At 60.8% G+C, this 15,481-nt stretch carries 9 protein-coding genes and 1 tRNA gene; 6 read left to right on the forward strand and 4 right to left on the reverse strand.

Translation table 11 applies throughout. The features are described 5' to 3' along the window. The first annotated feature begins 67 nt into the window (after nt 1-67). Nucleotides 68-144, forward strand: a tRNA-Met gene (locus tag WA943_RS10715). A gap of 47 nt (nt 145-191) precedes the next feature. Here the strand turns inward: WA943_RS10715 and WA943_RS10720 are convergent. From WA943_RS10720 to WA943_RS10730, 3 genes are all read right to left on the reverse strand, one after another. Beyond that, a complete protein-coding gene (locus WA943_RS10720; RefSeq protein WP_424469868.1) occupies nt 192-818 on the reverse strand; it encodes a helix-turn-helix transcriptional regulator in 627 nt (208 codons plus the stop codon). Between the two features lie 81 nt (nt 819-899). Further along, nucleotides 900-1,592, reverse strand: coding sequence for a response regulator (locus WA943_RS10725; protein ID WP_424469869.1), 693 nt, complete (start codon nt 1,590-1,592; stop codon nt 900-902). Beyond that, nucleotides 1,589-3,733: a sensor histidine kinase gene (locus WA943_RS10730; protein ID WP_424469870.1), complete on the reverse strand. Its 2,145-nt coding sequence runs from the start codon at nt 3,731-3,733 to the stop codon at nt 1,589-1,591. Before WA943_RS10730 ends, WA943_RS10725 begins: the two co-directional genes overlap by 4 nt. 319 nt (nt 3,734-4,052) lie before the next feature. Between WA943_RS10730 and WA943_RS10735 the strand changes: the two genes are divergently transcribed. The 3 genes from WA943_RS10735 (at nt 4,053) to WA943_RS10745 (ending at nt 10,387) form a co-directional block, all read left to right on the forward strand. Beyond that, nucleotides 4,053-5,381 carry a tetratricopeptide repeat protein gene (locus WA943_RS10735; protein WP_424469871.1) on the forward strand — a complete coding sequence of 443 codons (1,329 nt, stop codon included), beginning with the start codon at nt 4,053-4,055 and terminating at the stop codon, nt 5,379-5,381. A 14-nt stretch (nt 5,382-5,395) separates the two neighbouring features. Next, nucleotides 5,396-8,488, forward strand: a complete 3,093-nt coding sequence (locus WA943_RS10740) for a hypothetical protein (protein ID WP_424469872.1) — start codon at nt 5,396-5,398, stop codon at nt 8,486-8,488. A 384-nt stretch (nt 8,489-8,872) separates the two neighbouring features. Further along, nucleotides 8,873-10,387, forward strand: coding sequence for a flavin-containing monooxygenase (locus WA943_RS10745; protein WP_424469873.1), 1,515 nt, complete (start codon nt 8,873-8,875; stop codon nt 10,385-10,387). A gap of 134 nt (nt 10,388-10,521) precedes the next feature. Here WA943_RS10745 and WA943_RS10750 read toward each other — a convergent pair whose 3' ends face one another. Further along, nucleotides 10,522-11,220 (reverse strand): transglutaminase-like cysteine peptidase, encoded by a 699-nt coding sequence (locus tag WA943_RS10750; RefSeq protein WP_424469874.1) that lies wholly within the window; start codon nt 11,218-11,220, stop codon nt 10,522-10,524. 142 nt (nt 11,221-11,362) lie between these two features. Here WA943_RS10750 and WA943_RS10755 point away from each other — a divergent pair, with 142 nt between their 5' ends. Both WA943_RS10755 and WA943_RS10760 read left to right on the forward strand, forming a co-directional pair. Further along, the gene (locus WA943_RS10755; RefSeq protein WP_424469875.1) at nt 11,363-13,396 is read left to right on the forward strand and encodes an HD domain-containing phosphohydrolase; all 2,034 of its coding nucleotides are present in this window, start codon (nt 11,363-11,365) and stop codon (nt 13,394-13,396) included. Between the two features lie 450 nt (nt 13,397-13,846). Continuing rightward, complete coding sequence (locus WA943_RS10760) at nt 13,847-15,424, forward strand: ShlB/FhaC/HecB family hemolysin secretion/activation protein (protein WP_424469876.1); 1,578 nt, start codon at nt 13,847-13,849, stop codon at nt 15,422-15,424. Nucleotides 15,425-15,481: the final 57 nt, after the last annotated feature.

A 15,481-nucleotide genomic window follows, 5' to 3' on the forward strand; every position in this document is an offset into this window, starting at 1 on the left:
GCCCGGGCCATCGTAGACAGACCCTGAGGGACAACGTCCGGCGGACGGTCTGACTGCCATGTTTTGACGCGGGGTGGAGCAGCCCGGTAGCTCGTCAGGCTCATAACCTGAAGGTCGCAGGTTCAAATCCTGCCCCCGCAACCAAATACAAAAGCCCATCGGATGACCGATGGGCTTTTTTGTGTTTGTCGTCAGGAAATCTGAGAGAGCAAGCCGATGAGTTCTGCCTGTCGTCTTGTCTGGGTTTTGGCAAATATCGATTTCAGACGATCGCGCGCCGTGTTGAGCGTGATGCCGATATTGCCGGAAGCCGTTATCAGGGAGGCGCCGCCGGTGAGCTCCGAGGCGAGCCTGCTCTCGGCAGGTGTGAGACTGAAAATCTGCTGAATTGCTTCTGGAGCAATGCGTCTCAGTTTTCCGTTGGCCTTGAACCAGAGTGCGACAAGTGGCGGCTCGTGGTGCATGGCCCCCTTGTTGACGGCGGCGCCCTTCACCAGGAGCTTGTTGCGATCGAGCAAGACGAAGGGCATCGAGTGCGCCGCGCTACCTGCCGACATGCGCGCCGAGGTGGCTACGAGCATTTCGAGTTTCTGCTGCTGCTCGGGAAGAACCGTCCGTAATTTCCCGCCCCGAATATGAAACAGCACGGGCTCAGCGAGACCTGCGCTGCAATTGGCGCGGACGACGTTCAACTCCCGGTCCACGACAAAGGCGTCGAAGCCCGTCAGATCGAAGCCCCGCATCAGCCCGTCGATTGCCCGGTGCATGTCGAGAGCGTGCGGAACTGCGCCGGTCTTGCGATAGAAATGCGTGTTCATGCAGCTTGCCCAGACTGAAGTTAGCCTCGGGCTGAACGTATTCGCCCCCCTGTTTGGGAGGTATCCCCCGAAAAAGGGGGGTCAGGTGAGGCCGCGTCTCGCAGCTTCGAGGGCGGCTTCGGCACGGGAGGAAATGTTGAGCTTGGCGTAGATGGCTTTCACATAGTCGGCAACGGTGTGCTCGCTCAGGCCCAGAACGCGGGCTGCTTCCAACACGCGCAGGCCGCGTCCGATCAGACGCAGCACATCGGTTTCGCGCGGCGTCAATCTTGTCTCGGGGGGCGCTGCTTCGGTTGTTTGCCCCGCATTCCTGAAATGCTCCAGCATGCGTCTGGCAATCGAGGGCGAAAGCGGCGGCTCGCCCATATCGATGCGGCGCAGAAAATGACCAAGCATTTCGGCGTCGCGATCCTTGAGCAGATATCCTTTCGCCCCGGCGGCAATGGCGTCGAAAAGATGCGCGTCGTCATCATAGATCGTCGTGACGATCGACGAGACATGCGGGTGATGCGTGTTCATTTCATGGATCAGTTCGATGCCGGGTCCGTCCGGCAGGCCCAGATCGATCAGAGCCAGATCGAAGTGAAGCGTTTCGTTCGCCGCGGCGCGCTGGCGCAACCAGCGGAGCGCGCTTTCCAGATCCGGCGCTTCAGCAACCGTGATGCCGATGAATGTTTCGCGTAAAACTTCGGCCAGCCATTGGCGCGTATCGGCCTGATCTTCGACGACGAGGGCGACGCGTCGATCATGCAGCTTTTCGGGTGACGTCATCATGGGGCGATCGCCTTGAGCGGAAGAGACAGCGCAAATTGCGTTCCCTTCTCCGATGCGGGCATTGATATAGAGCCGCCCACTTCTTCCACGCGCCTGCGAATATTGTGCAGGCCGGTTCCCCTTTGCGATCCGTGGGCTTGCGCAGTCATGCCCGCGCCGTCATCGGCGATGTGAATCTCGAGGCGGTCGCCGTGACGCATGACCGACATGGCGACGCGGCTCGCCTTGGCGTGGCGAATGACATTGCTGATGATTTCGCGCAAGGCCGAGGTCAGGTTCTTGTAGATGCGGTATTCCAGCAGAGTCTCGTCGCCATAGGCTACGCTCAACGGCCAGTCGAGCGCGATTCCCGCTGCATCGAGACGCTGCGATGTTTCGTATCGCAGATCGCTCAGCACCTGCTCAAGCGGCAGCCTCTCGCCCGTCAGGCCACTGACGATGGTGCGTATGTCGGCAAGCGAGGCGCGCAATGCTTCATGCGTCTGGGCCACATCGGGCTTGTGCAATCCTGAAAGGAGCCGCGCGCCGACATCGTCATGCAGGTCCTGTGCAATGCGCTTGCGTTCATTGACTGCACCTTTCTCATAGGCGCCGCGATTTTCTTCCGCATGCCGCATCAACGAGATGATCTGTCTGGCAAGTTGCAGATGCGACGGCGCGAGCAGGGCGCGGCCTTGCCAGGGATGGCTCACCATCAGCGCCGGTGCGCCAGCGACAGGCGGGATGACCAGCTTTATCCCGTCTTCCCTGATGGCCGCATCGTCAATGGTTTCCGCGATCGTTTCCAGATTCAGCGGGTCGTAGATACTGCGCAGCAGCTCCTGCCATTTCATCGCCCGCTGAGACGCCGAACCGGTAAAGGCCACATCCATGACGTGACGGAACAGATCCTCCTGAGGCATTTGCCGCCGGGATGTAACCCGCCGCCACACCATTTCGCGAAACGGAAGATAGATGAAGCCGACGGCGAGAAGGGAGATGGCGAAAGACATCTCGCGGCCGAGAGAGAGGATGTAGATCAGGGCCGCGTCGAGAATGACCAGGATCACTATGCCGACGGCGTAGAAGAGAATATTGACCGCCCAGTCTTCAAGCTGGAACAGGCGGTATCTCCTCAAGCCGAGCATGATCCCGAGATAGATCAGGAGGAAGAAGAGAAAGGAATAGCCTTGGCTGATGACAATGCCCTGACCGAGGAAGGAGGGCAGGATGATGATGCAGACGAAAGTGCCAGCCCCCAATATGACCGAAAGGCCAAGCCAGCGAAGGGCGGCGAGATTTCTCAAGTCATTCCTGTTGGCGCGCCATTGCCACGCAACGGCGCCAACCACCATCGTCATTTCGACGAATATCGGGATCTGTATGCCCAATTGCGGATTGGGCGCCAGCCGCAAGACATTGATCGCCGTGAAAATAGCGACGAGGAGAAAGACGGCCAGAATCCACGCCGGCCTGACGATCTGGCGAGGGTGACAGAGGAAAAGTGCCGTCATTGCAGCGCCGAAGAACGCGGTTCCGACGTGATTAATCTTGCTCAATATGCTGAATGACGAGCCATCCAGCGCCAGCTCTCTGGAGCTGTATATCGCCGCGGGCATCACCGCGATGAGCAGGCAGACGCCGGTAAGCGCAAACATGATTGCGCCGATGTCGCCACGCCTTAAGCTCCATACCCAGGCGCCGACCATCATGCTGACCACACCGACGCATATCTGCACCCAATAGACGAGCGGCAGGTTGGAAAGCGGTCTGCTCGATGCCGTTATCGTATGAAGCGTCGTCTGCCCGCCTGGGCTGATCGTCTCCAGTTGCACCGGCCCTTGCGTCAGCATGCGATGCAGGGATGTCTGGCGATGGAAAAAATCGTCGATGCGCTCATAGGTGTCGAAGAAGTCGGATTCCTCGACGATGTCGTCCTCTCGCAGGACAATGCGGCCGGAAGAATTTTCCGCCGGAGCGACAGAGAGCAGGCGCGAGCCAGCCTCAAGACCTGCCGAGGGTCCCGATGGGGCGACCGTCACGATCTGGAGACCGTCGCGCATTGTATCGGGCGCAAGACGCAGGCCGAGCCAGGGCTGGCTGAGCGATATGAAGGTCGTGGCAACCAGTATGAATGTGCACAGCAGCGCCGCACAGAGCATCACGGTTCCGGGAGATTGTATTTTTCGACCTGTCATCCTGAGCCCAGTGTAACGATGAAATATATTTGATCTACACGGATGGTCCGTTTTCGTCTCGCGTCGTTGTCCGACTGCCGTCGTTCTATCACCTCTCCCCCGATTTGAGGGGGTCCAGGTCGCCATATTCCCCCCATATGAGGGTTGTTGGCCCCTGTCAATTTGCCCAGAAAGAGATGGTGATTTTTCTTGTTCCATTGCGGGTCTGTCGGCTCATTCATGCGTAAGCAGATGATAGTGGTCGCCAGCCAGTGCAGGAGCTTGCGTGTGCAAGGGGTGATGCATGAAGTGTGGGGTCCGCGTCATATTGGGCGGTCTTGTCGCGTTCTCGGTGGGGATCGGAGCAGCGCAGGCGGAAACGGTGGAAGGTGGAGCGGCTCAGGCTCCAAGCATCGATGCGGCAGGCGCCTATGCGCAGTTGAAATCCGAGGAAAGATCCCGCGCCGGAGATCCGGCCTTCGACTACGCGCTTGGAGTGGCGGCCATCGATTCAGGCCATCCGTCCGACGCCGTGATAGCTTTTGAACGTGTGCTGGCAGTACAGCCCGATCATCTGCAGGCGCGTGCCGAACTCGGCCGGGCCTATATTGCGCTTAATGAGCCGGAGGCTGCGCGCCGGGAGCTCGCGGCGGTGAGCGGCCAGAATGTTCCGCCTGCCGTGCGCGAAACGGTCGATCGTTATGTGACGGCGCTGGATACGGGTTTGTCGGGCGGCGGCACGCAGATCAGCGGCACGGCGAAGTTCACGGCCGGCTACGACACCAACGTCAATAATTCTACCAGCGACAGCCGCATTCTCATTCCGGCTTTTGCAGGCCTTGGATTCGGCAATCTGTCCGCCAATGCGCAGGCGCAGGATGACGGGTTCGCCGAAGTGATGGGGCGCATGTCGCTTACTCACGGATTGTCGATCGACCAGCGTCTGATAGCCGATCTCACGGCGAGCATGCGCAAGAATGCGGACCATAGCGATTTCGATCAGGCGATCCTGGGGCTCAATTTCGGTTTCGCGCAGGCGACGCCGGATCACGGCACGTTTTCGATCATGGCCCAGCTTCAATCCTATTGGGTCGATGATGATGTCTATCGCTATGCGGTGGGCGGCCTGGGGCAATGGACCTATCGCACGCAGTCCCAGACGGACCTCGGCGTCTATCTGCTCTATTCGCATCTGCATTATCCCGACAACCGCGCACAGGATGCCAATCGCTATATGGCGGGCTTCACGGTCGGCCAGCCGCTTGGCGGGTCGATGCAGCCTTACGTCTTCGGCGGACTTTATGGCGGGCTTGAGAAGACGACCGACAGCGCCTTCGACAATCTGACCTATGCCTTTGTCGGCGCGCGTATCGGCGGCGAGGTGAAGCTGACAGACAGCGTCAGCGCCTATGCAAATGCCGCAATCGAGGCCGCCGACTACAAGGATCCGGAAATTCTGTTTTTGACGGAGCGTTCGACTGTGAGGGTCGATGCGGCGGTCGGCGCGCGTTACGCGCTGACACCAGCGGTCGCGCTGGGTGCGGAGGTTTCATACACCAATGCCGACAGCAACATCGTGCTCTACGACTATGACCGCCTTGTCTCTTCCATTTCCATCAGCGTTGATTTCTAGAGGTGGGCTCCAGCATGACGCATAAAAACTTTCGCCGGTTCTTCAACCGGCTGCTTCTGACATCGAGCCTGGTCCTCGTGCTGCCCGCGGCGGCGCATGCCGTGCCGGTGCTTTTCGGCGCAAGCAATGTGACGGTCAATGGCGAGGCGTTTACCGGCAGCGATCTTCCCGCAGGCGCGGAGATTGTCGTCACGGGCGCGCTGCTGCAAATGCAGCTTGCTGATGGCAGCACCGTCACGGTGCAGGAAGGTGCGAGCTTCAGGATCAGCGAGGATGGTGCGGGCGTTTCCATCGAGCTGATTTCAGGCTCGATGCGCGTCGACAGCAAGGGCATGGCCATTTCGGTGTCGCGCAATGGCGTTACCATTGCGAGCAGTGAGGGCGCCTATACGGCATTCGCCTCAGGCGAAGGCGGCCTCGACGGGCGCGTCAATAGCGGTACGGCGACCATCGCATCCGGTGGCGACACGCGCACATTTTCGGCGGGGCAGGGCTATGTCGCCTCGGCTGGCGGCATTTCGGGCACCTTCACGCCGCCCGCGGCGGAGACACCGCAATTTGCGGCAGGCGATAGCGGCACCGATATTGCCTATTCGCCCGCCAATGTTCGCGGCGACGGCAGCAGCGTGCCTCCATTCCTCGTGGCCACGCTGGAAGAGATCGGCGCGATCGACCAGGGCGGCAATGGCGGTGACAACGGCGGCGACAATGGGGGCGATAACGGTGGAGACAATGGAGGCGATAATGGCGGCAATAACGGCCATGTCGACACGACGCCGGGGGTTGCCTCCGGCTCCGTCAGCGCGGCTCTCGGCACAGCGCCTCATGCAATCGCCTATGCGACGGAAGATGTCGGCCTCGACGTGCGCAGCAATGTCACGGCAGAGTTCAACGGTTCGGGCGAGCTGAACAAATATAGTTGGGGCTCGGACGAAAAGCCTGAGCGCGGCACCAATCTGACCGCCGAACTTGCGGGCGACGAGCTTGTGACAGTCGGACGCTGGAATGGCGGCACGACGGCCGGGGCCTATTATTCCGCGCCCGCTTTCGTCTATGGCGGACGCGAAGGCTTTCACTATGCAATCGGCCGTGTAACCGAAACGCCGATTGTCAGCGGCACGGCGACCTATTCGCTTTCCGCCGCCACCAAGCCGACATTCGGCGACGGTGCGATCGATGCCGGTACATTGACGGGCGATATCGCCGTCAGCTTCGGTCTCGTCACGCGCATCGGTTTCGATCTCGCAATCGACATGCCCGGCGACCACGTTTACGTGCTGCGTACGAACGGCGGCATAGCCGATGTCGCCTCATCCGAGGTGCAGTTGGCAAAGACCGGATGGGATAGTCTTGGCGGTGTGTTTTATGGCCAGATCGCCGTTGCCGATGGTGGCCGCGCCTGCCAGATCGCGGGGGCCTGCACGGCGGCCTTTCGCGGTTTCTTCGCGGGCGAAAATGCCGAAGGCATAGGCCTCAGCTATCAGGTCGGCGACTCGGGCGGCCCGTCCGCCAATGCGATATACGGCGCGGCCTATTTCAAGGGCGATGGCGTAACCGGCGGGGGCACACCGTCGACCGGCGTCTCCAGCGGTGCAATCACGGCGGAACTCGGGTCCGGTCCCTATCTTGTTACGATCAATGGCGGCGCGTCGGTTGCAGGCACCATCACGCTCGATGACGACGGGGCGCTCGACACTCTTCTGACCATATATGCAGGCGGCGATACAGGCGGGCGCGGCACAGCGGCTGTTGCCGATCTCTGGGGCAATGAAGATGTGACCATCGGGCGCTTCAACGGCGGCACGATGACGGGCTATCTCGTAAACTACACGCAAGGGATGGACGGCGCGCTGTTCCCCGATCTTCAATCCCTGCATTACGCAATCGGCGTGCCTCTGACCAACATTCCGCTTTACGGCAAGGCGACCTACACGTTGGCGGGTTATACCGCGCCGACATTCTTCGATGGCGGTTCGGAGCCCGGCACGTTCAGCGGTACCATGGCGGTCGGCTTCGGCGTGGCGTCGCCCAAGGTAGGTTTCGATTTCGAGATCGGTATGCCTGGCGACAAGATTTACACGGCGACGACGCCCGGCGGCATTGAAGACCTTTCCCTGTCGCCCTTCTCCGTCATCACGACTGCTTCACCGGGATTTGCAGTCGGCCAGATCGCACGTAGCGGCACGATGACGATAGATGCGGGCGGGCGGGCGTGCCCGGCATTGGATAGCTGCTATTTCTCGCTTAACGGCGTGCTTGCCGGCGACGGCGCCGGTTCGGCGGCGATCACCTACAAGATCTGGCAATCGGGGGCGGATTACACGCCTTACAATATTTCGGGCGCAGCAGCCTTCACCACGACGGGCGTCACGCCGCCGGCCATCTCGCCGGGGCCTCTCGCCTCGCCCTATGCCGATGGCAATTACAACGGCATGTATATCGGCTCGAACACCAGCGAAAACACGTTCGCCGGTCAGGCGCTCGGCTTTGCGGCCAATGGGGCGCTGCTCAAATATGCCAATGCCAATATCGGCACGGCGGGCATGGCCGATCTCGGTCAGAACGACGATGCCATGTGGGGCCGCTGGGCGGGCGGAACCACCGGGGGCACGGCAACGCTTGCCGGCAAGAATCTCGAAGGCGATCGCGGCCTCCACTTCCTGATCACCGGCCTCGCGCCGACAGCCGCAAATCCCACCGGCACGGCGACTTATCAACTTGCCGGCGCGACATCGCCCACCTTCAGCGACGGGCGATCCGCTCCTGGAACCATGACCGGCGAGCTTGCCGTCGCGTGGAACAATTACAGCTCGAAGCTCGGGCTGGAGCTTGAGGTCGTGATGCCGGGCGATGCGACCTACAGCATTGCGACGACAGGCGGCACGGCGAATGTCGCGACCTCGCAGATTGCGCTCAACAATACTGCGAGGTTCCTCGGCAGTGCCGATGTGACGACGAGCGGGGGAGCTGCTTGCGCCGGTTCGTGCACCGCGTCCATTGCCGCGCAGGGATATGGCGTCGGCGCGCCGCTGATGGGCGTGACTTATGCCTTCGGCCTTGGAGCGGCGAGCGTGTCGGGCATCGGCGTTTTCACCAAGACACCCTGAAAATCGGCAGCGGCAAACAACAGGGCCGGGGGAGAAATCCTCCGGCCCTTTTTGTCGTCGGGATTACGGGCAATCGAATTGAACCCGCGGGCAAATTAGACCGGCTGTCGCGTGCAAAATGGAATAGGATCGACATACAGCAAAATGGCGCCAGCGCGATAAAGCATTCTTTCGCGAATGCATTGCGATAGCACGGGGCGGACGGGCCCGGACCCTGCGTCAAATTCGACCGGGTGGCCTCTTAGAGACGAATTGCCGCGCTGTGATCCATTTCCAAATGGAACGGCAAATCACATTGTTGAAGTGTCGAAATATTGAACAGCCAGTTCAAGGTTCGATGCACAGGGCGCGAATGACGCCAACCAAAAAAGAAAAAGGTTATCCATGACAGGGACAGACACACTCACGAAACCGGCTCCACAAAAGAGCGCTTCCCAGAAGGCGGAGCACTTCGATGTTGTGATTGCAGGCGCGGGCATTTCCGGGATCGGTGCCGCCTATCATCTTGCCAAGCAGTTGCCCGGCACCAGCTTCGTCGTTCTTGAAGGGCTGGAGAGCTTTGGCGGCACATGGCACATGCATCGCTATCCCGGCATTCGTTCCGACAGCGATCTCTACACTTTCGGTTATCGCTTCAAACCGTGGACGGGCACGCCGATCGCGGGCGCCAAGGAAATTCTCACCTATATGGGCGAGGTGATCGAAGAGAGCGATCTCGGCGCGCATATCCGCTATCGCCACAAGATCAAATCGGCGCGCTGGTCGAGCGAAGAAAATCTCTGGTCGCTCGAAGCGGTCCGCACGGATACGGGCGAGACCGTTCGCATCACCGCGAACTTCCTCTGGATGTGCCAGGGCTATTACCGCCATTCGGAAGGCTACACGCCTGAGTGGGAGGGAATGGATAGCTTCAAGGGGCAGATCATCCATCCGCAGACCTGGCCGGAAGACCTGCAGTACAAAGACAAGAAGGTCATCGTCATCGGCTCCGGCGCCACAGCGGCGACGCTTGTTCCGGCGATTGCGGGTGACTGCGCTCATGTCACGCTGCTGCAGCGTTCGCCGACCTATTTCATTCCGGGCCGCAACGCCAACGAACTTGCCGATCAGTTGCGCGCTCTGGAGATTGACGAGACGTGGATTCACGAAATCACGCGTCGCAAGATTCTGCAGGATCAGGCCGAGTTCGCGCGCCGCTCCTTTGAGGAGCCGGAGGCGGTGAAACAGGAATTGCTGGCGGCCGTTGGCATGTTCCTGCCGCCGGAAGAGGTCGAAAAGAACTTCACACCGCGCTACCGGCCCTGGCAGCAGCGTGTCGCCTTCGTGCCCGATGGCGATATCTTCAAGGGCATTGCATCGGGCAAGGCGTCTGTCGTCACCGATGAAATCGAACGCTTCACCGAGAAGGGCATTCTCCTGAAGTCGGGCGAGGTTCTTGAAGCCGACATCATCATCACCGCGACAGGCTTCAACCTCAGCGTTCTCGGCGACATCGACTTTGCCGTTGACGGCAAGCCGCTGGATTTCTCCCAGACGGTCACCTATCGCGGCATGATGTTTACCGGCGTGCCCAACATGGCATGGGTCTTCGGCTATTTCCGCGCAAGCTGGACATTGCGCGCCGATCTGATCGGCGACTTCGTGTGCAGGCTTCTCGATCACATGAAGAAGAAGGGCGCGAAGAAAGTCACCGTCGCGCTGCGGCCTGAAGACAAGGACATGCCCCTGCTGCCATGGATCGATCCGGAGAATTTCAATCCGGGCTATCTGATGCGCGGCATGCATCTGCTGCCCAAGCGTGGCGACAAGCCCGAGTGGCAGCACACGCAGGACTATTGGCTCGAGAAAGACGAACTGCCCAATATCGATCTTGACGACAAGGCCTTCGTCTACGAATAAGCCGCAAGGCGCGCCTTTGATGATCCGGCTCCCATCGGTCTTGCAATGCAGGCCGATGGGGCCGGATTTTTCTTTTGGAGTTTGCGGATTTCATATCGTCCGTGGACGATGTTTTCTCGGTAGGCGACACCTGCTCAGCGACCGGCGGCCGCGAAGACGCTTTTTGCCTCAAAATCGACATTGGTCGCGACGGGCGTCTGCGGCGCCATCCACCAGCCCTTTTCATTGAGCGAATAAATCGGCACGTAGTGACTTGCCAGCGCCATCGGCACGACCTGTGCGACCTGGTTGTCGAGCAGAACGGTCGGCGCATCTTTCTTGTGCACGGCCAGCACGGCGTGGAAGATGCCGAGGTTGATGTCGTTGACGACGAGGATGCGCATTTCATCGACCTGAAAACCAAGCTGGATCAGGCTGAAATATTTGATGATGGCGTAGTCTTCGCAGTCGCCGCCGCGAGCGAGAAATTCGGCGGGCGTTTCCCAATAGTCGGGCAGGCCCCAGCTTGCCCAGTCTTCAACATAGGGATGGGCATTCGCCCATGTGTTGACGGTCTCGAGCTGCTTGTCGCGCGGCAGCTTCGCGGTTTCCTTCAGGAAGGCCTTCCACTGCGAGAGCTTGCAGTCCGTGCCGGTCGGGCAGAGTGCGGTTGCATCGACCTTCGACGCAGGTGCGATCTGCGTGCTCGTCTGCGTCATGACGCGCTGCCAGCCGGGGAAAATGGAGAAGTCGGACGATCCGGGTCCCTCTGAAAACAGCTCCGCCGCGCGCAGGCCGGTCGTCAGACCGGCAAACGCGATGGTCGCTGCGAGAAGGGCGCGTGCGAGCCGCATGAGGCATTCATGTCCATTTTATCTCCTGTGATATTGGGCCGGCTGGTATTAAGGCTGGGTTGAGGGGATTGTTCCGATTCTAACGATTCGGCGCGTGGCGGCGTTTGACGACGTCCGGCTCCGGCGCGGAAAGGGCGAGAACGTGGGGATTCTTGGTACTCTTGGCGGCAGACGCATTGCGCCTTTATGGGTCGCGGTCGCGATTGTCGCGGTCACGCTGCTCGCGGTCTGGGGGGTGTTCAGGCTCGTCGGGGATCAGCGGGATTTCGAGCTTCTGCGCTGGGGCGACCGTCTGGCCTCGGCGGCAGCAGGTGCCGACCGCGTCGCGGGCAAGTTCACGGCGGACGGTCTTGGCGTCCTGCGCAGCGCAGCGGCCAATCCCACGGTCCAGATCTATCTCTCCGAGCTTGCCGTCACGCATTTCGATCCTGCCGCCGTGGAGCAGGGGGAAGCCAAGCGCAGTTTCGTCGGCAGCTATGTGGCATCGCTCGGGCAGCGCGGGCTGTTCCGGCCCGCTGGTGCTGCGTCAACGGATGGAAATCTCTCCGCAGGCGTTGCTCTCTTCGGGGCTGACGGCGCCCTGATCGCCTCGACGCAGGGCTTTGCGCCGTCCAGGGAGAGCGTCGCCGCCTTGTGGTCGGTCGCGGCAAGCCAGGGCCGCGCCATTGGCAGCGCCGTGGTTGACGGGAAGGCGGTTGCAACCTTTGTCGTCCCGATCATGCCCCTTCAGGCGATCACGCCAAATGCGCCGCCGGTCGGGTTTCTCGTTGGCAGCAGCATTCTCGGCAATGAGTTCTGGGCGGCATTCGAGGCCACGGGCGCCGCCGACATGCAGACCGTCTTGCTCGATCGACATGGCGATGAGGTCAGCAGGCTCGGTCCGCCGATGGACAAGGGCAAGGGCGTCGGTTCACTTGCGGTGAATGCGCGTGAAAATGCGGGGCTGCTTCAGGCCGCCGCCGCGCCCGATGCCTTGCTTCTTGCAGCCGGGCCTGATGGCGCCAACGCCTTGCTTTACGGCAAGGCGGTCGCCGGAACGCCCTGGGTCATCGTCACCCATATCCCCGAATCCGTTGCGCTGAGCGGCGTCAATGAGCGGCTGCAGAGCCTGTTGGTCAGCCTGTTGTTCGGGTTGCTCGCCCTGATCGCCGCCGTTTTTGCGCTGTGGAGGCATGGCGCGGCCACACATGCCGCCGAGGCGGCAAGCGTTGCGGAGGCTCATTCGGCGGCCCTTGCCCGGCGCGAGCGCATGCTGCAGACGGTTGCAGACACGCATCCGGGCAGCCTCGTCCTGCTCGATCCCGACAATCGGATCATTTTTGCCAATGCGCGCTTTGCTGGCGATGCGGGCAGCGATCCCGCCTCGCTTGTGGGCCGGGCGCTGAGCGACACCTTGCCCGCGCATATCGCGCGAATTGCGGCTGAAACGCTCGGGCGCTGCCAGGCAGAGGGTCGGGCGGTGAGCGGCGGCGAGATCGAGGATGCGGATGGACGCTCCCTGTCGCTGACGGCTGTGCCGCTTCGTGGCGTTGACGAAGACCGCAAGGGCGCGTTGCTGAGCCTCGACGATATATCGGAAGCCGTTAAGCGGCGGCAGGACAAGGTTCATTTCTACTGGACACTGACGAACCTGCTTCTTGAAGCCATCGACCAGCGCGATCCGGGCGCGGCGGCCCATTCGCGCCGTGTCTCCGCGCTTGCAGCCGAACTGTCGGCCGCTTTGGGCGCCGATCGCGAGGAAGTGGAGACGACGAAACTGGCGGGCGCGCTGCTCAATGTGGGCAAGCTCTTCGTTCCCGCGGAATTGCTTACCAAGACCGGTCCGCTTACAGATGGCGAGAAGCGGCAGATTGCATCGGGCGGCGAGCGATGGCTTGGCCTGCTCTCGCAGATATCCACAGACCTGCCGATAGGTTCCGTGCTGAGCGATGCGCGCAGGCTGATGAACGGCGCGGGTCTTGCCGAAGACGCACCCGCGCGACGGGAAGCACGCGTTATCGTTGTGGCTAACGGGTTTGTTGCAATCGTGAGTCCACGGACCTATCGCGCGCGCAAGACGCCGCATGAGGCCGTGGAAGAGCTTGTGCAATCAGGTAAAAACGGAACCGACGTCGTTGCGGCGTTGCGCGGGCTCGATCTTGGCGGGTGGAACGATCAGCCTCTCGATGGCCATTAACCACTGCGCGCCAAAATTTTTTACGTGACTTAAATAATACACCGACGCAATGCGCGACGGCGTTTCGTTCCGCCCCTAAGCGCCAGATTCCAAAGGTGGAATCACTATTGTCCTTGTGCGGTGTATATCGGCGGACCCCCTCGTCGAATTGCGGCCTTGTGCCGCTATCTGCCGCACTCGGACAAAAAATGGCTTTTTTGAGTCGCCGTATCCGGATCGCTGATGTAGGGTAATCGTTAAATATTTATTAATCTTTTACTGAAGCGAAGATCTGACTGATTGCGCTTGTCGTGGCGCTTTTGGAAGTTGCGGCGACAAATCTGGGGGGAACTAATGCGATTCACTCGCGTGAGCTATGCTGCGATTTTTGCGGCTACGGTGTGCTTTTTGGCTTTGCCGACCGGCAGTTACGCTGCGGAGGCAACGGATCCGGGTCGTACCGGTGACCGGTTGAAGCCCCAGCAGGCGGCGCCGACGGTTGGCGCACCGATCGAAATTCCCGCCTTGCCCGATCAGCAAGCGCCCGCCAATGCGGATGCGCATCGCTTTACGCTCACAAGCGTTTCCTTCGATGGCAATACGGTCCTTCCCGCTGATGAACTGCAAGCTCTTGCCAAGGACTATGTTGGCAAGGAAATCACGCTGACGCAGGTTTTCGAACTTGCGGGCCGCGTGACTGCCGCCTATCGCTCGCATGGCTATATTCTTGCCCGTGCGATCGTTCCCACGCAGCGCATCAATGACGGCGCGCTTCAGATCAAGGTCGTTGAAGGTTTCATCGACAAGGTGACGGTGGAAGGCGATGCGGGCGGCGCGAAATCCGCGCTCGAAGCGCATGGCCAGCGCATTGCCGCGACGAAGCCGCTGACCGCCAGGGCGCTTGAGCGCGAGCTTCTGCTTTCGCAAGATATTTCGGGCCTGAAAATCCGCAGCGTTCTGACGCCTTCGCAGACCACGCCCGGCGCCGCCGACCTGACGCTTCTCGTCGAGCGCAAAGCCTATGACGCCTATCTCGGCGTCGACAATCGCGGGTCCAAATATCTCGGGCCCATCGAAATCACGGGCGCTGCCTTTGCAAATGACGTGTTCGGCACGGCCGGGCGTCTCGGCCTGACGGCTGTCGTCGCGCCGCAGGGCGGGCCGGAGGTCGCTTTCGGAGCGGTGAGCTTTGACCTGCCTCTGGGCACGGACGGACTGCGCCTCTTCACCTCGCTCAGCCATACGCGCACCGAGCCGGGCTCGACGCTGAAGACGCTCAACAATCAGGGCAGGTCCACGACCTTCGAGGCCAATCTGTCCTATCCGTTCATCCGCTCGCGCGACCTCAACGTCATCGCGCAGGGCGGCATCACGAGCCGGGATTCGAGGTCGGAAGACGACTTCGTGAAGCCGCTCTTCAACGACCATATCCGCTCGGCCAATGCGGGCGTCTTTGTCAACGCGCTTGATAGCTGGGGCGGTTACTCGACCCTGTCGGCTTCGGTTACGCAGGGCTTCGACGTCTTCGGCGCTTCCACCATGTCGGACCCGAACCGGTCGCGGACAAATGCTGATGGCACGTTCCATCGCGGCAATCTTGAAGTGACGCATCTCCATCCGCTCATCACGAATGTGAATTTGCTGCTGGGCGCTGTCGGCCAGACCTCGTTTGGCGACAGTCTTCTCTCTTCGGAACAGTTTGGTCTTGGCGGTCTCGCTTATGGACGCGCCTATGACCCCTCCGAAGTCACCGGCGATCGCGGCGTTGCGGGCAAGGTCGAGCTGCAGTGGAACGCGATCGAGCGCGCCGCTTTCCTCTCGAATGTGCAGTTCTACACGTACTACGAAGGCGGCACGGCATGGCTCGAGAAGCCCCTGCCGGGCGAGAAGGAGCGCGAGTCGCTCGCTTCTGCCGGGCTTGGCGTGCGTTTTGCAGCGCTGGATAGGGCGACCGCTTCGATCGAAGTGGCACAGCCATTGACGCGTAGGGTTGCCGCCGAAGGCGACCGGAATGCGCGGATATTCTTTTCTATCGGAACATCGTTCTGAGTGCGTCAATCGTGGACTGACGAATTGACCGAGGGAAATTTTGAAGGGGGAAGGCCT

The organism is Parvibaculum sp. (genome assembly GCF_049651025.1).
Taxonomy (GTDB): domain Bacteria; phylum Pseudomonadota; class Alphaproteobacteria; order Parvibaculales; family Parvibaculaceae; genus Parvibaculum.